General features: G+C 53.7%; 17 protein-coding genes. 10 read left to right on the top strand and 7 right to left on the bottom strand.

What is annotated here, in order from left to right; all coding sequences use genetic code 11:
* The first annotated feature begins 3 nt into the window (after positions 1-3).
* The 3 genes from IMCC3135_RS26805 (at position 4) to IMCC3135_RS26795 (ending at position 3238) form a co-directional block, all read left to right on the top strand.
* Positions 4-1290: a 2-oxo acid dehydrogenase subunit E2 gene (locus IMCC3135_RS26805; RefSeq protein ID WP_088920387.1), complete on the top strand. Its 1287-nt coding sequence runs from the start codon at positions 4-6 to the stop codon at positions 1288-1290.
* Between the two features lie 84 nt (positions 1291-1374).
* A complete protein-coding gene (locus IMCC3135_RS26800; RefSeq protein ID WP_205737725.1) occupies positions 1375-2700 on the top strand; it encodes a trans-sulfuration enzyme family protein in 1326 nt (441 codons plus the stop codon).
* Positions 2693-3238, top strand: a complete 546-nt coding sequence (locus tag IMCC3135_RS26795; protein WP_088920386.1) for an OsmC family protein — start codon at positions 2693-2695, stop codon at positions 3236-3238. Before IMCC3135_RS26800 ends, IMCC3135_RS26795 begins: the two co-directional genes overlap by 8 nt.
* A gap of 127 nt (positions 3239-3365) precedes the next feature.
* On the opposite strand, the gene IMCC3135_RS26790 is transcribed toward IMCC3135_RS26795, so the two are convergent.
* The 5 genes from IMCC3135_RS26790 to IMCC3135_RS26770 form a co-directional block, all read right to left on the bottom strand.
* Complete coding sequence (locus IMCC3135_RS26790) at positions 3366-6137, bottom strand: EAL domain-containing protein (RefSeq protein WP_088920385.1); 2772 nt, start codon at positions 6135-6137, stop codon at positions 3366-3368.
* A gap of 1 nt (position 6138) precedes the next feature.
* On the bottom strand, positions 6139-7173 hold the full coding sequence (locus IMCC3135_RS26785) for an ABC transporter substrate-binding protein (protein ID WP_088920384.1): 1035 nt from the start codon (positions 7171-7173) through the stop codon (positions 6139-6141).
* Positions 7174-7309: 136 nt separating this feature from the next.
* Positions 7310-7543, bottom strand: a complete 234-nt coding sequence (locus IMCC3135_RS26780) for a DUF2852 domain-containing protein (RefSeq protein WP_088920383.1) — start codon at positions 7541-7543, stop codon at positions 7310-7312.
* A 171-nt stretch (positions 7544-7714) separates the two neighbouring features.
* A complete protein-coding gene (locus IMCC3135_RS26775; RefSeq protein ID WP_088920382.1) occupies positions 7715-8569 on the bottom strand; it encodes a universal stress protein in 855 nt (284 codons plus the stop codon).
* 19 nt (positions 8570-8588) lie between these two features.
* Positions 8589-10064, bottom strand: coding sequence for a SulP family inorganic anion transporter (locus IMCC3135_RS26770; RefSeq protein ID WP_205738179.1), 1476 nt, complete (start codon positions 10062-10064; stop codon positions 8589-8591).
* A 435-nt stretch (positions 10065-10499) separates the two neighbouring features.
* Here IMCC3135_RS26770 and IMCC3135_RS26765 point away from each other — a divergent pair, with 435 nt between their 5' ends.
* Positions 10500-11984, top strand: a complete 1485-nt coding sequence (locus tag IMCC3135_RS26765; RefSeq protein WP_088920380.1) for a hypothetical protein — start codon at positions 10500-10502, stop codon at positions 11982-11984.
* A 61-nt stretch (positions 11985-12045) separates the two neighbouring features.
* Here IMCC3135_RS26765 and IMCC3135_RS26760 read toward each other — a convergent pair whose 3' ends face one another.
* Complete coding sequence (locus IMCC3135_RS26760; protein ID WP_205737724.1) at positions 12046-13704, bottom strand: electron transfer flavoprotein-ubiquinone oxidoreductase; 1659 nt, start codon at positions 13702-13704, stop codon at positions 12046-12048.
* A gap of 160 nt (positions 13705-13864) precedes the next feature.
* The gene (locus IMCC3135_RS26755; protein ID WP_088920378.1) at positions 13865-15277 is read right to left on the bottom strand and encodes an MBL fold metallo-hydrolase RNA specificity domain-containing protein; all 1413 of its coding nucleotides are present in this window, start codon (positions 15275-15277) and stop codon (positions 13865-13867) included.
* Between the two features lie 167 nt (positions 15278-15444).
* Between IMCC3135_RS26755 and rlmKL the strand changes: the two genes are divergently transcribed.
* The 6 genes from rlmKL to IMCC3135_RS26725 all read left to right on the top strand — a co-directional run bounded on the left by rlmKL (position 15445) and on the right by IMCC3135_RS26725 (position 23398).
* Entirely contained in the window at positions 15445-17820 is a 2376-nt protein-coding gene (gene rlmKL, locus IMCC3135_RS26750; protein WP_088920377.1) for a bifunctional 23S rRNA (guanine(2069)-N(7))-methyltransferase RlmK/23S rRNA (guanine(2445)-N(2))-methyltransferase RlmL, read from the top strand.
* Positions 17821-17918: 98 nt separating this feature from the next.
* Positions 17919-19022 carry a protease SohB gene (sohB, locus tag IMCC3135_RS26745; RefSeq protein WP_088920376.1) on the top strand — a complete coding sequence of 368 codons (1104 nt, stop codon included), beginning with the start codon at positions 17919-17921 and terminating at the stop codon, positions 19020-19022.
* A gap of 55 nt (positions 19023-19077) precedes the next feature.
* Positions 19078-20283 carry a CaiB/BaiF CoA transferase family protein gene (locus tag IMCC3135_RS26740; protein ID WP_088920375.1) on the top strand — a complete coding sequence of 402 codons (1206 nt, stop codon included), beginning with the start codon at positions 19078-19080 and terminating at the stop codon, positions 20281-20283.
* Positions 20284-20395: 112 nt separating this feature from the next.
* Positions 20396-20836 (top strand): hypothetical protein, encoded by a 441-nt coding sequence (locus IMCC3135_RS26735; RefSeq protein WP_088920374.1) that lies wholly within the window; start codon positions 20396-20398, stop codon positions 20834-20836.
* Between the two features lies 1 nt (position 20837).
* On the top strand, positions 20838-21197 hold the full coding sequence (locus tag IMCC3135_RS26730; protein ID WP_088920373.1) for an Hpt domain-containing protein: 360 nt from the start codon (positions 20838-20840) through the stop codon (positions 21195-21197).
* Between the two features lie 35 nt (positions 21198-21232).
* The gene (locus tag IMCC3135_RS26725; protein WP_169727532.1) at positions 21233-23398 is read left to right on the top strand and encodes a putative bifunctional diguanylate cyclase/phosphodiesterase; all 2166 of its coding nucleotides are present in this window, start codon (positions 21233-21235) and stop codon (positions 23396-23398) included.
* Positions 23399-23403 lie beyond the last annotated feature (5 nt).

Here is a 23403-nt window from a genome sequence, read left to right as displayed (position 1 = left end):
GAAATGACAGCCTTGATTGAATTGCGTGTTCCTGATATCGGGGATTTCAACGATGTTCCTGTCATAGAGCTACAGCTATCGGTCGGCGACAGTATTCAGGAAAACGACACGGTGATGGTGTTGGAAGGTGACAAGGCAACGCTCGACGTACCTGCTTTATCGGGGGGCAAGATTGTTGAACTGCTTTTGGTGGAAGGAGATGTTGTCTCCAGAGGGACGCTGATTGCACGGCTTGAAGTCGTTAGCTCAGAGGGCCAGATCATCGCAGGTAACTCAATGCCTGTGGATGAACCCGTGCCTGAGGAATCGCAGCAAGCTGAGGGTGGCGTGAAATGCAACCGAGTTGCGCCCGTGGAAACCAGTCAGCCAAGAGAGGTGTTGCCTGTTTTCTCTGCGGGGCGCCTGGCGCATGCCTCACCGTCGGTAAGGAAATTCGCTCGCGAGTTGGATGTCGATGTCAACCTTGTAAAAGGGACTGGCTCAAAGTTGCGTATTACCCGGAATGATATCGTTGAATATGTCAAAAAAGCGCTTGCATCAACCGCCCCTGTGAGTGGCTCTGGTCTTGATCTTCCGGCATGGCCAATTGTTGATTATGCCCAATTCGGCCCTATTGAACGCGTGAAACTTTCTCGAATCGCAAAGATCTCTGGTCCCGCTCTGGCACGCAATTCGGTTTTTATCCCGCACGTTACCAATTTCGAGAAAGCCGACATAACGGATCTGGAGTCATTCCGGAAGAATGTAAATTCGGAACCTGACGTTGTGAAGATGAGCATTCTTGCATTCGTTGTCAAGGCTACTGCCACAGCGTTGAAGCAGCATCCCAAATTCAACTCATCGCTTGATGGTGATGAATTGATTCTGAAAGAGTACTACAACCTTGGTGTGGCTGTAGATACTCCAGATGGTTTGATGGTGCCGGTGATCAAGGATGTCAATCGCAAAAGTCTGCGTGAAATCGCTGCTGAAATGATAGTTCTAGCTGAGCAAGCACGCGCAGGCAAGCTCAAGCTGTCGGATATGCAGGGCGGCACATTTACTATTTCCTCGCTCGGTGGAATCGGCGGGGAGAACTTTACCCCAATAATCAATGCACCAGAGGTGGCGATCCTTGGCATGGTGAGGTCATCGATTCAACCCGTCTGGGACGGGGTCCAGTTCCAGCCTCGTTTGATGCAGCCATTGAGTCTGAGCTGGGACCACCGGGTGGTCGATGGCGTTGCTGCAGCTCATTTTCTGAAAACAGTTCAAGCCACGCTACAGGATTTTCGCAGGATCAGTCTGTAAGCACTGTGGATCCAATGGCAATGGCAACGGCTGCAACGCCCAATCATCGATAGCTTTCGCCCATATCATCTACGAGGACAGTTTATGAATGATGACAACATGAAAAGAGGAGATGCCAGAAGTTTTTCTCCGGTTGATCCGGAGGCAACCTGGTTGTCTGATCTGAAACGCAAGAGAATGGCGGGCCCTTCCTTTTCGACAAAGCAGGGGAGCTGGCAAGGAGCATCGACCTGCGCTGTTCATGCGGGTACCACCGACGATCCTCGGACCGGAGCCGTGGGGACGCCTATTTATCAGACCTCAACATTCCTGTTGAATGAGGACCAATACGATTCGATTCACGACGGGTATCCACGTGACCGGTTTATCTACACTCGCTACGGCAATCCCTCGCAGTGGGCCGTTCAGGAGAAGCTCGCTGCGCTTGAAGGCGCAGAATCGGCGATCGTGTTCAGCTCAGGCATGGCCGCTATTACCACAGCGGTTCTGACGTTCATGGACAAGGGCGCACACGTTGTTGCCTCTAATGAACTCTATGGTGGCACGTACAATCTGTTCAATCAGGAGCTGCCGACGTTTGGAATGTCGGCATCGCTGGTCGATCCACGAGATTTTGAGGCGATTGAAGCAGCCATTCAGCCACATACACAAATCCTCTATTTCGAAGCCATCACCAATCCACTGCTGACAGTAGTAGATATTCCACGGATCGTTGAAATCGCCCGGCGTCACAAGCTGCGAGTGATTATTGATGCAACCTTTGCAACACCCATAGGAATGAAATGTCTCGACCTAGGTGTTGATGTCGTTGTGCACTCTGCATCGAAATACCTGAATGGGCATAGCGACTTGATCGCCGGTGTCGCACTGGGCCCGCGTAAGCTGATTGATCAAATCTGGCCGCGTATGCTGTCCTATGGCGGATCGCTGGATCCGCATGCTTGTTTCTTGCTGGAGCGGGGTTTGAAAACACTGGCCATCCGGATGCGGGCCCATCAGGAAAGCGCACATGCGCTGGCACAGCACCTTGAAGCTCACGGTCAGGTTGAAAGGGTTTTCTACCCTCTGCTGCCCAGTCACCCTGACCATGAGGTTGCTGCCCGTCTGCTGAGCAACGCAACGGGTAACGTGACGTTTGTGGTGAAAGGTGGCGACGAGGCCGCGCTTGCTCTGCTGAATGCACTGCAGCTACCTAAACAGGCGACTAGCTTGGGGGGCGTCGAAAGCCTGGTCAGTCTGCCTTTCAATTCATCGCAAGCCGGATTTACCCAGAAACAACGTATCGACATGGGCATTTTGCCCGGAACGGTGCGCCTGTCGGTAGGCATCGAAGATGCGGCCGATCTCATTGCAGATTTTGATCAGGCGCTTGCCATGATCGCCAACACCAAGGAGAGCAAAAATGCGTAACGGAATAGCCACCGCCGCCCTGAGCGAATTTGTAAACGAGGTTCGCGAAACCCCTGAAGAAGCTGCCATGGAATACGGTATCAACATAGTATGGGAAAGCGGAACTCGTAGCCGCATCGAAGCTAAACCTATGACGGTTGGCGGACACAAAGTCAGCCGCAAGTTCAGCTGGAAAGCCGACGAGCCCAAGCAGTTGCTCGGCACCAACCATGCGGCAAATCCGCAGGAACTACTCTTGTCAGGGCTTGGGGCTTGCATGATGGTCAGCTTCCTGGCCGGAGCATCCGCCAAGGGAATTCAACTGGAGACGCTGGAAATTGACTTCTCCGGTAGTCTGGATTTACGAGGTTTTCTGGGGGTCGAGTCCAACTCTACCGTTGGATTCCCGCAAATTGATTACACCATCCATGTAACCGGGGATGCCTCGGCAGCTACTTTTGAAGAGCTTCACCAGATATCTGTTGCACACAGTCCTAATGCTCAGACGATGCTGAATGCAGTCTCCCTGAACGGTCAGGTCGTCAGCACCTCTCTCTGAACTGATTGACGACAAGATCAGTACCGTTGTCACGGATAAGGGAGATTCGTGACAACTCCCATGCTCGATGGTTTTCGCTGTGCCTGTATCGTGGAAATTGGTGGCATGGGCGTGGGGCCGGCTGAACTCATGCAGCACGCTGGTCACCGAAAATATCTCGCAAGCTGGTGGCCACCGGTGCGGGTTCGCCGATGCGATATCCCTGCGCGTAGTCGATACCGATCTTGATCAGTTCATCCAGGATGTCCTGATCTTCGACATATTCGGCTACAGTCTTGATGCCCATGACGTTCCCGAGTTGCTGTATGGACAACACCATCTGGCGATCGATCTTGTTTTTGGCTATTTCGCGGACAAACTGACCGTCGATCTTGATGATATCGATCGGCATGTTTTTCAGATACCCGAGCGAGCTCAAGCCTGAGCCGAAATCGTCAAGAGCAATCAGTGAGCCCATTGCACGAATGCTCTGAAATAATTCGTTGGCGACGGAGATGTGCGAAATGGCAGCAGTTTCCGTGAGTTCGAACCAGATCTGAGAGGGCGTGATCTGATAGTTATCGTACTGCTCCTGAATGAACGTTTTCAGCGTTGGGTCCGCTGCTGATTGGCCAGACAGATTAATGGAGTAGCTGCATGTCCCGCCGGGGCCTCCCTTCAACTCGGCAACCGTGCGCAGAGAATTACGTATGACCCAGCGATCCACTTGTCTCATCAAGTCGTAGCGCTCTGCGGCACGAATGAACTGCCAGGGGGCCAGTACTTCTCCACCAGGGCCTTTCATGCGCAGCAGGAATTCGAAATGCTGAATGGAAGAAGCCACTGTTGGATCATCCGCCAACAGGGCAATGCTTGCGACGGGTTGCAGATACAGCATGAAATCATCATTCTGCAAGGCATTTTGCAAGCGTGGCAACCAGCTCAGTTCGGCTGAGCGTTCATTGATGGCAACGTCGGTGGTTGAGTAGACATTCAGCCTGTTGCGCCCTGAGTCCTTGGCTGTAAAGCAGGCAATATCAGCCGCTGCCAGAACGTCTTTCATATTGTCACAATCACTGTCGATTTGAACGACACTGATACAGGCTCTTACGGCGAAGACCTTGTTTTCATGACGAAAGGTATGTGTCTGGAAAAATTCAAACAGCCGATTGGCTATTTGATTTGCCAGCTCAGGGCTGACGTCGATCATCAGCAGACCAAATTCGTCGCCGCCTAATCGGGATAGAATATCTTCATTGCGTACAAGGGGGCGCAGCTGCTCGGAGAGTTCAGCCAGTAGACGATCGCCCGCACGATGCCCGCAACTGTCGTTGACTACCTTGAACTGGTCCAGATCGATATAGCAAAGTGCATGTTGGCAATCGTTGAAGGGCAGCTCGTCAATAAGGCCTGCCAGTGTTTGCTCGAAGTGATAACGATTGCTGCAACCGGTCAAAGCGTCGTGGTTGGCCTGATAGGCAAGCTTGGCAGTCAGCCGATACTCCTGACTGACGTTGCGCATGACCATGACATGTCCGGAGGCATCGCCATTGGGATTACGTGAGCTGCTCAGAGTCAGATTAAGAATGAAGTCTGCGTGCGAATGTCCGATGGGAACAATGTCAAATTCGCCTCTGCTATTGTGAGACAGATTCTGCAGCGCCGCTTCCAGATCAAACAAGCTCTCGCGCTCATCGGCCATCTGGAACCGCACAACCTGGTCCAGAGGCTTGCCAATGGTTGCGCTGGGTTTGGCATTGAACTGTATGACTGCCGCCGGGTTGATGTGCGAGACGCACAGATCGGCATCCAGTGTGATGATGGCGTCCTGAACGGCATTGAGCGTTTTTTCAGCCATTTCACGAATTTCGAACAAAGCGTCATGATCATTCTGACGTTCCTGTTCGCGTATCAGTCTTTGCCTGCGCTGTGCATAGAGCTGGGAAATCACCAGCATCAATGCCATTATGGAAGCTAACGATAAACACAATATATATCCAGAGTAGCCGATCTGTGTCTGGTAGCTGATGATCAGCGTGCTGGTGTCAGATTCCCATTTTTCGACAAACTGCTGGCGTGGGTACAGGCTGCGCAGGTAGAGTGGGCTTGCAACTTCTGCCTTCTGCTCGAACAGCAGGCGAGTGCTGTCACCCTGAGTGATTTGGACGCTAATGTCGAAATCACTCAATCGGTCTGCAATTTTTCCCAGAAATTTTTCGACATCCACGGTTATCCAGAACCCACCGGCTGCCTGCCTGCGCCTTTCTGACTCCGTCGCCGGGATCTGCTGGCCAAGGTAGACTGGCCTGAAGAAGACCATCTGCCGACCATAAGGCCAGGCGTCGGGAAAGGTGGTCAGTAGAGACTCGTTCCTCCTTGCGATGAAGTCCAGAGTTTTCCCCAATCCTTCAAGAGAGGCCAGATCTGCACCGATGAGTCGGGCATTGTCAGGCCTGAGAGGCTCGAGCATCGTGATGGGGTGGTACTGATACGCAGACCTTCTGATGGTTCTTTTACCCAGGCTGTCCATATGGCCTATTTCAAAATTGAATATTCCTGTTTCGCTCAGATTTTTTTCAAATTGCCGACGCTCCGAATTGATGATGTGTTCGTATCGGGCAATGCTGGTGACGTGATCGGCATGCTCCATTATCTGTTTGGAGAACAGCATCAGCGCCTGATCGTCGAGTTGACCGGAGGCCTGGTAGAGGCCAACCAGTGAGGCCATGAGGGTTCTGATACCTCCCACTTTTTCGCTGATTTCATAGGCGGCGGTACGCATGCGCTCCGCCGCGATTTCCTTTTGCTGCAATCCGTTGATCGAATGGGCCGTCAACAAGAGGGCCGGTATGAGCAAGGCGCCACAGAGGGCGACTTTGATCCAGCGCAAGGTTCGTGGGTTGAAGGCTTGAGACCGCACGTCAATAGTACTTTCTGGCGCTGTTGATCAGTCTCGGATTAAGCTGCAAGCCACTGTTGCTGAGCAACTTCGGATTCACCCAGGTTTCTACCCGGCGATTGGTCACAACGGGTATATCACTGACGGAAAGACCGTCGAGCAGGGCGACAGCAGACAGACCTGCCCACTCTCCCTGTTCCTCTGCTACCCGCGTAAAGCCGAGTACGGAGTACCTCATCATCCAGGTGTTGAAGGTGACACTGAGTGTCTTGGTATGTGAGCGCACGTGCAGCTCGGCGACGTTATCGTCCCAATCGCGAATGCCGGTATTGTTGCCGATGATGACAAGATCGTATCGCTGTGCGACCTTGAAGCCGGCAAGCCAGTTTTTAAAATCATCGACCAGAATGCTGTCCACATTACTGCCGAAGGATCTGCTGGCCAGCGAGTTGAGGCGAAACAGCATTTTTCTTTCACTGAGAGTATTGCTGCTCAGAAACAGGATGCGCGCCTCATCTCTCATTTTGTATTGCGTGAAGGTGCGCTCTTCCAGAGAGTGCGAGACGGTATTAAGCGTATTGCTCAGCATGGATTTGAGCGGCGCTACTTCGACCATGCCCGTGACGTTACTTGCTGGCAGACCGTACTCTCGGACGGTCCAGTTGATACCGGCAAAAACCACCGGCGTGCTGGTATCAACAAGGTAGGGGAGAATCAGGTACTTGGCCGCATTGTCATCGGAGGTAATGATAACGTCCGGTTGCAGATCACGAGCTAGTTCATAGGCGGCCAGACCTGCTTGCTGCATCTCTTCAATTTGCCGGTATCGATGCGTATCCATGTAGAAACTGGCAATTTCGCAACGATGACCCAAGGCATCGCGAAGGCCACGCTCAACACCATCGGACCAGGTTTCTCCCTGGTTGTAAGAGGACACATACAAACACAGGGGAGAGCTGCTGGCATTCAGCAAACTGGCAAGCAGGGCCAGTGCTAAGGCAATGCTGATCTGCCACCAGAAACGCCGTTGCAGATTCGAATTTACAGCTCGAGGCATTATTTGTAAGCGTTACTACCCAACGATTCAGGTATAACGGCCAGATTCTACAAATGTGAATGCCCCGAATGTTTCATGCCGGGGTCTCAGGGCTCGTGAAAAGACTAATTCACCAGGCTCACGAGCCCCGTAGGTATCAGGAATGTCTGGAGAAGCTGTCAAGGCCTGCCTTGAAGGCGGTGGACACTCGTCGACCGAATACAGACAGGGTTTCGGGACGTCCCAGGTTGAGGCCGAGCTTCTCGCCCCAGACAACATAAGCGATCATCACTAACGCCAAAGGCCATGCTGTGAACATGAACAATAGGACTATCAGGCCGATATTGACGCCACTCCAGCCAGGAGCCAGTTGTTGTTTGATGTCATGCATGTAATCACCACCTTTGGGTAAAGCCGGCAGAGGCGTTGAATTGCCATCTGCCGTGAAAAGTTTGTTGTCAGGAAAGCAGGCCTTAAACGCCTGACAGTAACGATAAGTTAGTGATCAACTGCACGTTATTCAATTCCATGACGCTTGGCCACAAGCTGTGCTTCGCCTGATTCAGCGGAACAACAGAATCGGCACCATGCAAGAGCGAACCATTTCTGTGGTTGTCGAACCGATGATCAGGTTGCGAATGCGTGAATGCCCATAGGCCCCCATGATAACCAGATCAAAACCCTCACTGTTCACCTTATCGGCGATGGCTGTTTCCGGATTGCCATCAACACTTTCTGCCGTGGCCTCGTAACCTCCGTTCTTCAGGGTGGTAACCGCACTTTCCAGCTGGCGTTGATCGCTGGTCGAATCACGACTCACACTGAGCAGGTGAATGGGCAGGGAATTGAATTCGGGCCTGCCTGCGATGAACTCCACGGCTTTCAATGCACTGGGACCACCGTCAAAGGCTAGCAGAACCTTGCTGGGTGCTTTGAAGGCGCGCGAGGCGACCAGTACCGGCTTGTGTATGGAACGCATGACCTTTTCCAGATTGGAGCCCAGGTGCAGGGTGTCGAAATTGGCGGATTCCCCGCGTTTTCCCATGACAATCAGGTCTGCTTCCTCTTCAAGCTCCTTGACGGTGTCAACAATTTCACCATTCCTCAATCGAGTCTGGACCTCACTCACGCCACGCTCCGAAATGAGTGCTTCTGCATCTACCAGAATGGCACGGCCGCGTTTCTGGGCAAGACGTGCCTGCTGTGCATCCAGTTCTGCCAGTTCGCTGAGCAGGGCTGAACGAGCACCAAGCCCGATACTGCCACTCAGATTGGACTGTTCGCCGGAGGTGTCCCGGCGGGTCAGTACATGAATCACATCCACTTGGGAGCCAGAGAGATTGGCCATCCAGGCAGCGTGTTCGCACACGCTGGCAGAATAGGCTGAGCCATCTACGACTGCTACGACTTTTGACATATCAGTTCAACCTCTCAATCTAATGGTTCATCATATCGTCAAGAGCACCGGGTTTGTCATGAACACCGAGCTGATCGACAATAGTCTCACTGGCCTCGTTCAGACCGATTATTTCCACTTCGCTGCCTTCGCGACGGAATTTCAGTACCACCATATCCATGGCCTGAACGCTGGAAATGTCCCAGATATGAGCCATGCTGACATCAATGACGACTTTCTCCAACGCTTCCTTGAAGTCGAAAGCGGCTGTGAATTCATCGCTGGAGGCGAAAAACAGCTGGCCTTCGATCAGATACGTTCGCGTGAGTTTGTCATCGCTGAGAGTGGATGAGACCCTGAATATCTGAGATATCTTCCAGGCGAAGAAAATGCCCGAGAACAGCACGCCAACCAGTACGCCGATAGCCAGGTTGTGGGTCGCAACCACAACAATGACGGTTGCCAGCATGACGATTGAGGAGCTGCGTGGATGATCACGCAGGTTGACCAGGGACGACCAGCTGAAGGTACCGATGGATACCATGATCATGATGGCGACCAGGGCTGCCATGGGAATCAGTTTGACCCAGTCACCCAGAAAAACGATCATCAGCAAGAGAAACATGCCTGCGCAGAAGGTGGACAAACGACCACGACCACCGGATTTAACATTGATGATTGACTGACCGATCATGGCGCAACCTGCCATACCGCCGATAAAACCGGTAGCGGTGTTGGCGATACCCTGGCCGATACATTCGCGGTTCTTGTCACTGCGAGTGTCCGTCAATTCATCGACGATCGAGGCTGTCATGAGGGATTCAAGCAGGCCGACGGCCGCGACAGCCACCGAGTAGGGCAGGATGATCATCAGGGTTTCGAGCGTAAACGGGATGTCAGGCAGTAGAAAAATAGGTAGCGAGTCAGGTAGTTCACCCATGTCGCCCACGTTGCGAATATCCAGTCCCAGTGCCAGCGTGATAATGGTTAGCACTATAATGCATATCAAGGGGGATGGAACGGCCTTGGTAAACCGCGGTAGCAAGTAGATGATGGCCAGGCCTGCGGCTACCATGATGTAGGTCAGGTAGGGCACGTTAGTGAGCTCGGGAAGCTGTGCCATGAAGATGAGGATGGCCAATGCATTGACAAAGCCTGTCATGACCGAGCGCGAGACGAATCGCATGACCATGCCCAGTTTCAGTAAACCGGCAACAATTTGCAGTAAACCAGCCAGTACGGTGGCTGCCAGAAGGTATTCCAATCCATAATCCTTGACCAGCGTTACCATGAGAACCGCTGTCGCTGCGGTGGCCGCCGAAATCATTCCAGGCCTGCCGCCGGTAATGGATACGATGACAGCAATCGAGAATGAGGCGTAGAGGCCAACCTTCGGATCGACCCCGGCAATGATCGAAAATGCGATGGCTTCGGGAATAAGAGCGAGGGCAACGACCAGGCCAGCCAGGATATCGGCTCGAATATTGCCAAACCATTCGTGTTGCCAGTGGGATATGGATTCTGTTTTCACAATAGTATGAATTGGATTTCGAATTGAATGGAAAGCCCAGTAAACTTGAAGTCTACGGGTTGTGGTGGTCCATGCAGGCCCCAAGTAAGCCCTTGGGAGGGCAAAGAGGCATTAATGCGACCGAATGAGACCAGCTGGCGTATACTAACAATTACTCAGGCCGCGTCAGGGTCAAGTTTGATACAGACTGTAGACCATACAGAACTGTCGCAGTGAGACCTGAGAGAGATTGACCTTTGCCAAGCAGGTAACATGCCTTCTCCGTCTGTTACATGAAAGGCTGGCATTTCGACGCCCGATCATGGTCGTGGCCTCACACTTCGTTTGAATCAAACCGAGTCGCTAACAGCTCCGGTTCTGTGCATTCGGATTGCCATAGGTGATGGAATTGAGTTGTAAAACCAGAGTGATAGTACATATATGACCAATAGCGAGTTGCCATCGGTATCGTCAGGTTCAGGCGGTGCGTCAGCGGATAGTCAGTCAGGTTCCTCCCGGGAAAACGGCGGGTCGCCCAGGCCGAATCGGGGAGCGCGAACCCGAAACAATAACAACAGTAATAGCAACAGCAATGCGCCTCGCGGTGATGGCGGCAATGCTGGTCGAAACCGCAAGAAGCGCAGTGGTCGATCCGGAAAACGCGGTCGTGGCAACGACGATGATAATGCGGGCAACCGTATTGAGAAGGGTAACCGGGCACTGCCACCACAGCGTGAACTGACCGAAGAGATGGATAACATCGGCAACCGTGCTCTGCCAGAGCCGGCGGCTGAGACCGAGTACGAAGATGAAAACTTCGGTAATCGGGATCGTTGCAACGTCAATAACCGTTTTCCATCAGACAGTAATCTGATTGGTATGGAAGATCCCTATCAAGTCGGTAGCCTGGTGCACGGAAATACCGCTCGTAACCCGGGTAATCGCAAGCAGGGCAGAAATGGGCAGACTCGTCGTCAGCCAGGCCAGACCGGACAGCCGCGAAATCAGGGACGCAATGCTCAGGGACGTCCGCAACGCAACAACAACTCGGCACAGCAGGGACAGGCACGTAACCCCAATCCTAATCGCAACCAGCCTCAGGCTCAGGCTCAGGCTCAGGGTGAGGAGGGGCAGAACAACGCCCAGAATCCTAACCAGAACCCTCGCGGTGGTCGTAATCAGAATCGCAATCGCAACAAGAATCGCAATCAGCAGGGGCGAAATTCGAATCGCAATCCTCAGCAGGGTGCGGATTCGTCAACCAATGCTCAGCAGGGCAGGGGTTCTGACGCTACCGACAATGCGACAGTAAACACACCCGTTGCCAATGACGCTCAGCAGGCCCCGGTTAGAAGAAACCGAGCCGCTGTGAATGATGTCCAGACAGCTGTCCAGGCCACTACTCAGGCCACTACTCAGGCCACTACTCAGGCCACTACTCAGGCACCTGCCCAGACACCAGCTCAGGGAGCTTCGCAGCCTGCACCGGCACCCACTGCTCCACAGACACGCAATGTTGAAGCGCAAAGTGGTGGCGATGCGGCAGCCGTGAAAAAGCCACGTGCACCACGCAAGCCCAGAGTTGCCAGTGAAGGTAATGCCGAAGCTGCATCACCTGAAGCAACAGGCGATAAGCCACGCGCCAGAGCGGTAAGGGCGCCCGCAGTCAGGAAGCCTAAAGCAGCCAGCGAAGCGGCAGAAAACAAGGTTGCGGCTACAAGTGCGGCGACAGAGAGCGCTGGAGATGTTCCCAAGAAGCCAAGAGCGGCTGCCAAGCGAGCTCCACGCAAGGTAGCAGCTGAGGATGGTTCAAAGGTTTCAGCTGCCAAAGCACCAGCAGCCAGTAGTGCTGAGGCCCCGGTGGTCAAGGCCAAGCGTGCTCCCAGGGTTGCCAAGCCCAAGACACCGCCTCCGGCAGACGACTGATTTGAAAGTCAGCTAGAACACCTGAAGTGTTCTAGCTGACCGGTCAGCCGATTTCTACTTTCTACATATTGGGATAATTCGGTCCGCCGCCCCCCTCGGGGACCACCCAGGTGATGTTCTGAGCAGGATCCTTGATATCGCAGGTCTTGCAGTGAATACAGTTCTGCGAGTTGATCTGGAACTGCGGAACGTCATCCTTCACAACCACTTCGTAGACACCCACCGGACAGTAGCGCTGTGCTGGTTCGGCATACTTGGGCAGGTTCGCCTGGATGGGCACACTGGGGTCAGTGAGTTTCAAATGCACTGGCTGGTTGTCTTCATGATTGGTATTGGACATGAAAACCGATGAGGGCTTGTCGAATGTCACCTTGCCGTCAGGCTTCGGATAGGAAGGAGCGAGGCAGCTGTCTGCCGGCTTCATGCAGGCGTAGTCAGGTGTGTCATCGCGAAAGTTGAAGGGGAGTTTACCGCCGAAGAAGTTCTGGTCGATAAAGTTGTAGGCGCCACCCAGATACATACCGAACTTGTGCATGACGGGTCCCCAGTTACGTGAGCGCTGCAGTTCATCGCCAGCCCAGCTACTGAGAAAAGCGTCATTGAACTCAGTCAGCTCACGCCCTTCATCACCTTTGGCCAGTGCATTGGCAATGGTTTCTGCAGCCACCATGCCGGACTTCATGGCCGTGTGAGTGCCCTTGATCTTGGCAAAATTCAGTGTGCCAGCTTCACACCCGACCAGCAGGGCACCAGGCATGCTCATACGTGGCAGGGAATTGAGGCCCCCTTTGGCAATGGCACGAGCGCCATAACAGATACGTTCGCCGCCTTCGAGTACATCGCGAATGACAGGATGTGATTTGAAGCGCTGGAACTCTTCGAACGTGCTCAGGTGCGGATTGGCGTAGTTGAGATCGATGATCAGTCCGACAACGACCTGGTTGTCTTCCAGGTGATACATGAAGGCACCACCGGTGGTCTTGGTTTCAGACAGTGGCCAGCCAGCACCATGTACAACGACGCCCGGCTCGTGTTTGGCAGGATCGATCTGCCAGAGCTCTTTCACACCGATACCGTAATGCTGCGGAGATTTGCCTTCATCCAGCTTGAACTGGCTGATGAGCTGCTTGCCCAGGTGTCCCCGGCAACCTTCTGCGAACACCGTATATTTGGCATGCAGTTCCATGCCACGTTCGAAGCTGTCCTTGGGGTTACCGTCAACGTCGAGACCCATGTCGCCGGTAGCAACACCTTTGACGCGACCATCTTCATGGTAAAGAACTTCGGCTGCAGCAAACCCCGGGAATATTTCCACACCCAAAGCCTCGGCCTGTTCGCCGAGCCAGCGCGTCAGGTTACCCAGGCTGGCCACGTAGTTGCCATGGTTATGCATGGTTTTCGGGGACAGAAATGGCGGCATTTTTACGGAGGCCGTCGGGCTGGTGAAAAACAGGATGTCATCGCGGGTGACCGCTGTTTTCAATGGCGCACCGTTCTCTTTCCAATCCGGGAACAGTTCGTCCAGGGCCCGTGGTTCGATGACGGCTCCAGACAGGATATGAGCGCCCACTTCAGAGCCTTTTTCCAGCACAACAACACTGATTTCCTGCTCATTTTCCTTGGCGATCTGCATCAGTCGACAGGCGGTGGCCAGGCCACCGGGGCCTGCACCTACGACAACGACATCAAACTCCATCGACTCTCTTTCTTCTGTACTCATCTATTCTGATCTCACAATCGATCTGTAGGGAAGGTTTGTTGTTACTGCAGGCCGGTGCTGACAGGGAGCATGGTCCTGAGAAACGCGACAGGCCACTGACTGGGCGGTTTTGCTAATTGACTTCGTTTTCCAATAAGTCGAACCGTACCAGAACGAATGCTTAGCGACCAAATTTATCCAAAGCCAGTAAATCTGTCGATTTGCCCGGCTGCGCTGCTCGGGCACGTGCGCCCAGTTCGCTTGTCAGTCGGTCAGCCAGAACCTGCATGGCCTTGACTTCACCGTGTACCAGTAATACCGGAGGTGTGTCTTCGAAGCTTGCATACCAGTCCATCATGCCCTGCTGATCGGCGTGTGCAGAAAGGCCACCAACGGTATGGATCGTGGCCCGCACGACGATCTTCTCACCCCAGATCTTGACTGTTTTCTTGCCATCAACCAGTTTTCGACCCAGCGTGCCATGGGCTTGATAGCCGGCAATGATGACATGGGCATCAGCCCGCCACAGGTTGTGCTTTAGATGGTGAATAATGCGCCCCCCTGTGCACATACCACTGCCGGCGATGACGATAGCGCCAGTTTGCATGGCATTGATGGCGCGAGACTGGTCAGCTGTTTGTGAAAATGTCAGGTTTGGCATGGACAGCAATGGCCCATTCTTCTTGTAGAACGCGGCAGCTTGCTCGTCGTAGAGCGCTGTATGTTTCAGATAGACCTCGCAGGCTCGAATGGCCATGGGGCTGTCCAGAAATATTTTCCAGCGTTCCAGATCCCATTCCTTGAAATATCTTGCCATGGTGTAGAGGATCATCTGGCTGCGGCCCACTGAAAAGGCAGGAATCAGAATATTGCCGCGAGTACTGCTCAAAGCACTGGCAATTTCCTGTACCTCTTTGACTGTTTCTGACCAGTCGCGATGCAGGCGGTTACCGTAGGTGCTTTCCATCAGCACCAGGTCGGCCTTCTGCAAGCAGCTGAAGTCCCGCAGAATGGGCGAGCCACGATGTCCCAGATCGCCACTGAACACAACAGTGCGTGTCTCATCGTCCTCAACCAGCGTAATTTCAACCATGGCTGAGCCTAGAATATGGCCGGCATCGTAAAGTTTGATGGAAACACCCGGAGCCACTTTGACCGATGTGAGATATTGCATGGGCGCCAGCTTGTCCAGCGTGTTTTCCACATCCTCCTGGTTGTACAGTGGTGTCAGCAAGGGTTTGCCAGCGCGCTTGCGTTTGCGATTTCTGTACTCGACATCGCGAGCGTTAAGATTGGCAGAGTCCTTCAGAAGAATCTGAACCAGATCCGCCGTGGCATCGTGGCAGTGGATCTTGCCAGTGAACCCCTGATCTATGAGCATCGGCAAACGACCGCAATGGTCGATATGGGCGTGACTGAGGACTACCGCGTCCAGTTCGGCCGGATTAAAAGGGAAGGGGTCATGGTTACGTAATTCATCCTTTCGTCTGCCTTGAATAAGGCCACAATCGAACAAAACCTTGTGATTGCTGGTTTCAATAAGGTGGCAGGAGCCCGTTACTTCCTCGGCTGCACCGTAACTGGTCAGTTTCATATTTGTTCAGGTCAGCCGCCGGGAGCGTCGCGGCATTGGTTTCCCCGTATACAATGGTCATTGTATCCAAATGCGGCTGTTCAGCTCTGATGATTCTGCAAGGACCGACTCGCCGCTTGACGGCGTAGCTACGGTGACCTGCAGGCTTGCCAGCTGAATTGTCGATCATGTCTTTTTTTCAACCGGGTTCATCCGTCTTGCTGTCTTCTTCCACAACACCCACTCTGCTTGATTCCTTATCCCACGCCGAGCTGTATGCCACCTGTGGCACCGGCCTGGAGCATCTGCTGGCGGCAGAGCTACGTGAGCTGGGGCTGGAGCATGTTCAGAGCGCTGGAGCCGGGGTGCGTTTCAGTGGCGGTCTTGCCGCTGGCTACACCGCCTGTCTGTGGTCGCGAGTCGCCAACCGCGTTCTGATCCCTATCCATCAGGGCCCTGCAGCGACACCCGAGGCGTTGTATGCACTGGTGCAGGAGATTGACTGGTCTGAGCATGTTGATGTGGATGGCACGCTGGCAGTGGACTTCTTTACCGCCAACTCAGCCATTACGCATTCGCAATACGGCGCCCTTAAAGTGAAGGATGCGGTGGTCGATCAGTTCCGTGATGCCATGGGGCGGCGGCCGAATGTCGAGCGTGAAACGCCTGATTTACGTATTAACGTCTATCTGTTCCGTGACAAGGCACGCATTGCGATCGATTTGTCAGGCAGTAGTCTGCATCGGCGCGGTTATCGTGATGAGGGCGGATTGGCGCCTCTGAAGGAGAATCTGGCCGCAGCCCTGCTGTTGTCGGCGGGTTGGCCGGAGGCCTTGGAGCGGGGTCAGGCACTGGCCGATCCAATGTGTGGTTCAGGCACATTGCTGATCGAGGCGGCCATGATGGCCTGTAACAAGGCGCCGGGACTGTTACGTGAGTACTATGGATTTCTGGGCTGGAAAGGTCATGATGCCGAGTTGTGGCAGAGAACACTGGATGCCGCCGAGGCTGCCATCAGGCCCTCGCCTGTGATCATTGCCGGTAGTGATCAGGATCCACGTGCGATTGATAACTGTCGTCATAACCTGGCTCAGGCCGGGCTGGAGGACTGCGTTAGTCTGGCTGTTGTGGCGCTTGCCGACGGTCGGCCGCAGACTCTGGGCGATATCAGTGACGGTTTACTGGTCACCAACCCTCCCTACGGCGAACGGCTGGCGGGTGATGCGCGTTTTTATGCCGAACTGGGTTCCAGTCTGAGCAGGCAGTATGCCGGCTGGCAGGTCGCCTTGTTCACGGCAGAAGCGGCACCGTATGCACGTGCACGATTGCCTCTGTCAAAGCAGTTCAAGGCGAAAAACGGCGGAATTGAGTGTGTATTACTGATCGGGGAAATCCCCAGAACAGGCAAGGCACGAAGTCATACCGCCGCCCCGGTAGAGCTCGGTTACGATGCGCCGCTGGCTGGTGGGGCCGATGCTGGCAGTATGGAGGGCGGAAGTACAGATGTGAACAATGAGGGTGGGTTCGTCGGTGATGATGAGCACCCACAGGCGTCGCTGTATCGCGGCCCGCGAGAAGTTCCGGGTGTGGATGCCACCCCGTTTGCCAATCGTCTGAGGAAAAATTTGCGCGGCCTGAAAGGCTGGCGCAAACAAAGTGATATTCGGGCGTTCCGGTTATATGATTCCGATTTGCCTGAATTCGCAGTGGCTGTGGATCTGTACCAATCCGATCAGTTGCACTGTGTCGTACAGGAATATCAGGCGCCAGCCACCGTCAATGTTGCCATGGCAGAGGCACGTCTGGAGGCCTTGATGGCCATCATTCCTGAGACCCTGGATATTGCTCCCAATCGAGTGCATCTGAAAGTACGCGAGGTAAAGAGCGGCTTGAAGCAGTATGAGAAGTTACAACCCGCCTCTTCGAGTGTTTCTCTGGTTGAAGAGTTTGGTGCGCGGCTGGAAGTGAATTTCACGGATTATCTGGACACCGGCCTGTTTCTTGATCACCGGCCGGTGCGACGCCACCTGTTCAAGAATAGTGAAGGCAAGCGTTTTCTCAATCTGTTCGCCTATACGGGCAGTGCTACTGTCGCCTCTGTCATGGGCGGCGCTGCCAGCAGCGTCTCGGTCGACACCTCCAATCGTTATTGCCAATGGGCCATGCGCAATCTGGATCGCAACGGTGCCGCACAGCAACTACATGAAGTGGTACGACAGGATGTCATCACCTGGCTGGAGCATGCCTCCGTCGGCATTCGTGATGACATGTTGTTCGATCTGATTCTGCTCGATCCTCCTACCTTTTCCAACTCCAATGCGGTTGAGGATGACTGGAATGTACAGCGTGATCACGTCGGTGCCATCGACGCATGCCTGAAAGTGCTGGCACCGGGAGGCACCCTGATCTTTTCCAATAATTACCGGCGCTTCAAGATGGACCCCGAATTACTTGATGATGTAACACGAGGAATCAAGGTGGAGGATCGCAATAGCTGGTCCATTGACCGTGATTACCAGAGAAACCCGCGCATTCATCAGTGCTGGTTCATACATAAACTATAGTTTCCAGTGAGCAGACCCGACGGGGTGGTTTTGAGTCATAACCATTGAGTCCGTCCCGGTCTGCGAAAACTGAAATGACACACACCCAGAGGTAGAGAGTGGCTGAATTTTTTTACGAGTACGGTTTGTTTTTCCTGAAGGCATTGACCTTCGTGATTGCCGTGGTGGCGATCATCGCGGCTATCGTGTCGGCGGCGATGCGAGGTCGGGAGTCAGGAGGCGGCGAAGGAGAGGGGCATATCGAGATCAAGAAATACAATGAAAATCTTGAGGATATGCAGGAGGCGCTGTCGTTTTCCCTGATGGAGCCTGAAGAGCGCAAGCAGGCAGAAAAGGACAAGAAAGCGGCCGACAAGGCTGAAAAAAAGGCGGCCAGGAAAGCCGCGAAAATGGCTCGAAAACAACGTGGCAGTGGTGAAACCAAGCTCGTTGAAACAACTCGTAAACGTTTGTACGTCATGGATTTTGATGGTGATATCCGGGCCAGTGAAGTGGAAAAGCTGCGACGTGAAATCACGGCAGTGCTAACCACGGCGACGCCGGAGGATGAGGTGTTGGTGCGGCTGGAAAGCGGCGGCGGCATGGTGACCTCCTACGGCCTGGCAGCCTCGCAGCTGGATCGTATCCGCGACAAGAAAGTGCCGCTGACGATCTGTGTCGACAAAGTGGCTGCCAGTGGTGGTTACATGATGGCCTGTGTTGCTGACAAGCTGGTGGCAGCGCCATTTGCGGTATTGGGTTCGATCGGCGTCGTGGCTCAGATTCCCAACTTCCATCGCTTGTTGAAGGAGCTGAACATAGATTTCGAGATGCTCACCGCCGGTAAATACAAGCGAACTCTGACTGTTTTTGGAGAGAACACCGAAGAAGGACGACAGAAGTTCATCGAGGATATCGAGCGTATTCATACCCAGTTCAAGGCCTACGTCAGCAAGCGTCGTCCGAGCCTTGATATCGATGCGGTGGCGACCGGTGAAATCTGGTCTGGGCAGGACACCCTGGATCTGAATCTGGCGGATCATCTGTCGACCAGTGATCAGTATCTGATTGATGCCTGCGAAGAGCGTGAAGTACTGATCATCAGTTACAAAGTGCGAAAGGGCCTGATGGAGCGCTTTTCAATCGGTGTTCAGAGCACCGTGGATGGTGTCTTGCTCAAATGGTTTGATCGTCTGATGAAAAGCCGTTTTTCGATCGGCTAGGAAGTTGTGCCGCCCAATCGTTGATAGTTCAGCCCAGAGTTGAGAGTCCCCACCTATGACGCAAACGAGTAATCTACCTCTGTCCGGCATACGGGTACTGGAGATGGGGCAGCTGATCGCAGGGCCTTTTGCCGGACAGATGCTGGCAGCTTTTGGCGCGGAGGTTGTCAAGATCGAACCGCCGGGTCGGGGAGATCCGCTGCGGACATGGCGAGAACTGGATGAACAAGGTACCTCTTACTGGTGGCGCAGCCTGGCTCGCAACAAGAAATCAGTGACGCTGGATCTGTCAAATCCTGACGGTGCTGAGATAGCAAAGCAATTACTGATGCAGGCTGACATTCTGATCGAAAATTTTCGTCCCGGACGAATGGAGGCCTGGGGGCTGGGGCCGGATGTTCTTGAAAAAATGCACCCGGAGCTTATCTACACCCGCGTGTCCGGTTACGGACAGACCGGGCCTTATTCGGTCAAGCCCGGTTTTGCCTCGGCCTGTGAGGCGGCAGGTGGCTTGCGCTACCTCAATGGGCAGCCCGGAGAGAAGCCGGTACGTCTGAACCTGTCTCTGGGGGACTCTCTGGCTGGTATGCATGCCACCATCGGTGCACTGCTGGCACTCATCGCACGCCAGCGCCTGGGGCAGGGAGGGCAGGTTGTGGACGTCTCGATTGTGGAGTCGGTATTCAATATGCTCGAAGGTGTGCTGCCTGAGTACGATGGGGCTGGCGTGGTACGGGAGCCGTCGGGTTCGACGGTGACGGGGATCGTCCCTACTAATACATATCAGTGCAGAGATGATCGTTATATCGTTATCGGTGGCAATGGGGATACCATCTTCAAGCGTCTGATGGTAGCGGTCGGTCAACCACAGATGGCCGAAGATCAGAAGTTGGCGAATAACCAGGGCCGCATTGCCAACGAAAAGCAAATTGATCAGGTGCTGGCCGCCTGGAGTGCCACTCTGGATTCGACGGATGCATTGGCGATCCTGGATGATGCGGATGTACCGGCAGGTCCCGTCAATTCCATTGCCGACATGGTGGAGGATCCGCATTTCAAGGATCGCGGGATGTTCGAGAGTGTGCCGGTCAACGGCGAGCCTCGTCTCATGCCAGCGGTTCACCCGCTATTGACTGACACCCCGGCAAGTACACGTTGGGCAGGTCCTGAGCTGGGTCAGCACACCGACGAGGTTTTGCAGGACTGGCTAGATGTTGATGCTGCCAAAGTGACTCAGTGGCGGGAAAGTCAGCTGATCTAGGAGGCTGCGAGCCGCCCGGAAATGGTTGCGCCCTGAATTCCCGCTAACTCCCTTGTCAAGTTGTTTGCACCTGCGTCGATATGGTGTGCATGAGATAGGTTTGAGATCCGGGATGTCAAAAAATTCGCAAGCCATACGCTTCACCATGGCAGCAGGTATGTACCTGCTGCTGATGTGGGGTTATATCGTTTTACCTACCGCTCAATGGTTTGCGGCATTTCTGGCGTTGATCATGTGCAGCATGCTCGTTTTCTGGGTATCAGAGTCATTCGCTGATGTGTCGATTGTGTCAGAGTCACAGCGGCTGACCAGGCTGCAAGCTCCCAGGCAAGGACGTTTCGGTGTCACGATGCTGGACTGGGAATCGCAAGCCGCGGTTCCCGAGTCAGCTGCTTTGGTATCGCCATCCGGCCTGGATGCCTCGTATGTGAGACTTGAATCATTAAAATCGGAGTTAAAGCTCCAATATGCTCAGTTCGGACGGGATCAGTCGTTAATCAATAGCAAAGGTCTCGGTTCCTGGCACGGACATAGAAGTCCGCGAGGGCACTGAGATGACGATCCATATTGATCCGCATGCGCTCCAGGCGATTTCCTCGTTGCAGCGTCCCGGTAAACCTGACTTGTTAACTCGAATAGTGGAACTGTTCAAATCCGAATCACCTGAATCGATCTCAGCACTTCAGCTGGGGCTGGACTCTGCCGACCTGCAAGCGGTGGGTGCCGCGGCCCATTGCATGAAATCGAGCAGCGCCTATTTGGGGGCCAGATTACTCAGTGAGCGTTTTCAGGACATTGAAAATGCAGCACATGAGAATGACCTGTCTGCCTGCAGAGTGTTGGGAGGTGGTGTCGATGCATTGTACGAGGCCAGTATCGAAGAGCTGGATAACCATGTGAGCGCGTTTGTTTGATGAGTGCTTCGTCGCCACAATCATTGCAAATGGTGATGCCACTCGTACAACGTGTACGCCCCATCGTGCTGCATGTGGATGATGATATTGCCAGCTTGATGATGGCCGAAGGTGCGTTGGAAGATGCAGGTTTCGATGTGCTGCACGCAGCAGACGGCATCGAAGCGATTGACAAATTCCGTGAATTCGAACCGGATCTTGTCATCATGGATGCTGTGATGCCGGTAATGGATGGCTTTGCGGCCATCAATGGTATCCGCAAACTGCCTCTGGGCATGCATGTGCCTATTCTGATGATCACCGGGCTGGATGATCTGGACTCCATCACCCGCGCCTATGATGAAGGTGCAACTGACTTTCTGACCAAGCCCATCAATTTTTTCATTCTGCCTCATCGTGTGCAATACATGTTGCGTTCCAAGCTGACTGCTGATGAGTTACGAGCCAGTCAGTTCAAACTTGATAACGCCCAGCGAATTGCAAGGCTGGGTAATTGGGAATGGTGTGTGTGCACAGGAGACTTGTCATGGTCTCGCGAATTTGGGCGGGTTCTCCATTTGCAGGAAAATCAGACAATGCAAGTGTGGGATGATTTTCTGGAGAAAATAGTCGATGCCGATCGGCCTACGGTTCGTATGCTGGCAGAGCAGGCTGTTGAAGAATCACAATCGTTCAACATCGAATTTTCTGTGCCAGGTAACCATGATGAGTCCATGCGGCGTATTCGCCTGGAAGCAGAGCCTCACGGTGTCGAAGGAGATCCTTGCACCCATATGATGGGTACGATTCAGGATATTACCGAACGCACTGATGCCCAGAAGCAGATTCACAATCTGGCCTATTTTGATCTGGTGACAGGCTTGCCCAATCGGGCCCAGTTGAATGAGCAGCTGCGTTATACACTGAAACTTGCCAAACGTAGTGACAACAAGTTTGCCTTGTTGTTTCTCGATCTTGATCACTTCAAACAGGTAAACGATTCGCTGGGTCATGATGCCGGTGATGACCTGTTGCAACAGGTGTCTGCCAGATTGACGCAGGTTGTACGAGACTCGGATACGGTTAGTACAGAAAGTGAGTTCATCACGGATGAGAGTGACTCCCAACACACGGTGGCACGCCTGGGGGGAGATGAGTTCGTTGTGTTGCTCGGTCAGGTCAATCGGGCCGAAGATGCGGCGCGGGTAGCGGAACGGATTGCTCAATCGATCAGAGTGCCCTATCAGCTCGGTGATCAGATGGTCTCATTGACCACCACCATTGGTATCAGCGTTTATCCGGCCGATGGAAACAACGCTGAAAATCTGATGAAAAGTGCAGATGTGGCCATGTACCATGCAAAGGAATCAGGTCGCAATGGCTATCAATTCTATTCGCGGGAGATTCACGAGCAGGCTATTGCCCGGTTTTCACTTGAAAATGAACTCAAGGATGCCATCGAAAACAATTTACTTACCCTGGTCTATCAGCCCAAGGTCAACTTGTGTGACGGTAGTGTCAGTGGCGTAGAGGCACTGGTGCGTTGGGATCGAGGTGAGCATGGAGCAGTCAATCCTGCTGACTTCATACCGTTGGCTGAAGAGACGGGGCTGATTCTGCCTCTGGGTCGTTGGGTGCTGCGTGAAGCATCCCTGCAAATGCAGGCGTGGATCGATGGCGGAGTCTCGCCCCTGGTCATGGCTGTCAACTGTTCGTCGGTTCAATTCACCCGCAGTGACATGATTGCCGATATCAACGAGGCGATTGCCTACAGCGGGCTGGATTCCAGACTGTTGGAAATTGAACTGACAGAAAGCCTGCTATTGCAGGACCCCGAGCTGGGTATCCGGATTCTTCGTGATATGAAGGCGCTGGGAATCCAGGTCGCTATCGATGATTTTGGTACCGGTTTTTCCTCACTCAGTTATCTGAAGCGTCTGCCGGTAGACAAGCTCAAGATTGACAGCTCCTTTGTCAAGGATCTGGGCATCGACTCGGGCGACGTGGCTATCGTGTCGGCCATCATCACGCTCAGTCACAATCTGAATCTGAGTGTCGTGGCTGAAGGAGTCGAGACGCAGCAGCAGTACGACATACTGCACGGATTTGATTGTAACGAGGCTCAGGGTTTTCTGATCGGCCGTCCAATGCCGGCCGAAGAGTTTGAGCGCTGGTTGCTGGACTACACGCAGACAGGGCTGAAAAAAGCGTCTGGGCTTTAGTGAAA

Origin of the sequence: Granulosicoccus antarcticus IMCC3135 (assembly GCF_002215215.1) — a bacterium.
GTDB lineage: Bacteria > Pseudomonadota > Gammaproteobacteria > Granulosicoccales > Granulosicoccaceae > Granulosicoccus > Granulosicoccus antarcticus.
The sequence above is the reverse complement of the archived record's forward strand: the minus strand, read 5'-3'. Positions and strand labels throughout refer to the sequence as shown.

Coding starts and splice junctions, on each gene's coding strand:
- IMCC3135_RS26760 (WP_205737724.1), bottom strand. CDS start 13,704: ATGAGTACAGAAGAAAGAGAGTCGATGGAGTTTGATGTCGTTGTCGTA.
- IMCC3135_RS26725 (WP_169727532.1), top strand. CDS start 21,233: ATGCCACTCGTACAACGTGTACGCCCCATCGTGCTGCATGTGGATGAT.
- IMCC3135_RS26805 (WP_088920387.1), top strand. CDS start 4: ATGACAGCCTTGATTGAATTGCGTGTTCCTGATATCGGGGATTTCAAC.
- IMCC3135_RS26795 (WP_088920386.1), top strand. CDS start 2,693: ATGCGTAACGGAATAGCCACCGCCGCCCTGAGCGAATTTGTAAACGAG.
- IMCC3135_RS26800 (WP_205737725.1), top strand. CDS start 1,375: ATGAATGATGACAACATGAAAAGAGGAGATGCCAGAAGTTTTTCTCCG.
- IMCC3135_RS26780 (WP_088920383.1), bottom strand. CDS start 7,543: ATGCATGACATCAAACAACAACTGGCTCCTGGCTGGAGTGGCGTCAAT.
- rlmKL (WP_088920377.1), top strand. CDS start 15,445: ATGTCTTTTTTTCAACCGGGTTCATCCGTCTTGCTGTCTTCTTCCACA.
- IMCC3135_RS26775 (WP_088920382.1), bottom strand. CDS start 8,569: ATGTCAAAAGTCGTAGCAGTCGTAGATGGCTCAGCCTATTCTGCCAGC.
- IMCC3135_RS26765 (WP_088920380.1), top strand. CDS start 10,500: ATGACCAATAGCGAGTTGCCATCGGTATCGTCAGGTTCAGGCGGTGCG.
- IMCC3135_RS26785 (WP_088920384.1), bottom strand. CDS start 7,173: ATGCCTCGAGCTGTAAATTCGAATCTGCAACGGCGTTTCTGGTGGCAG.
- IMCC3135_RS26735 (WP_088920374.1), top strand. CDS start 20,396: ATGTCAAAAAATTCGCAAGCCATACGCTTCACCATGGCAGCAGGTATG.
- IMCC3135_RS26755 (WP_088920378.1), bottom strand. CDS start 15,277: ATGAAACTGACCAGTTACGGTGCAGCCGAGGAAGTAACGGGCTCCTGC.
- IMCC3135_RS26730 (WP_088920373.1), top strand. CDS start 20,838: ATGACGATCCATATTGATCCGCATGCGCTCCAGGCGATTTCCTCGTTG.
- IMCC3135_RS26740 (WP_088920375.1), top strand. CDS start 19,078: ATGACGCAAACGAGTAATCTACCTCTGTCCGGCATACGGGTACTGGAG.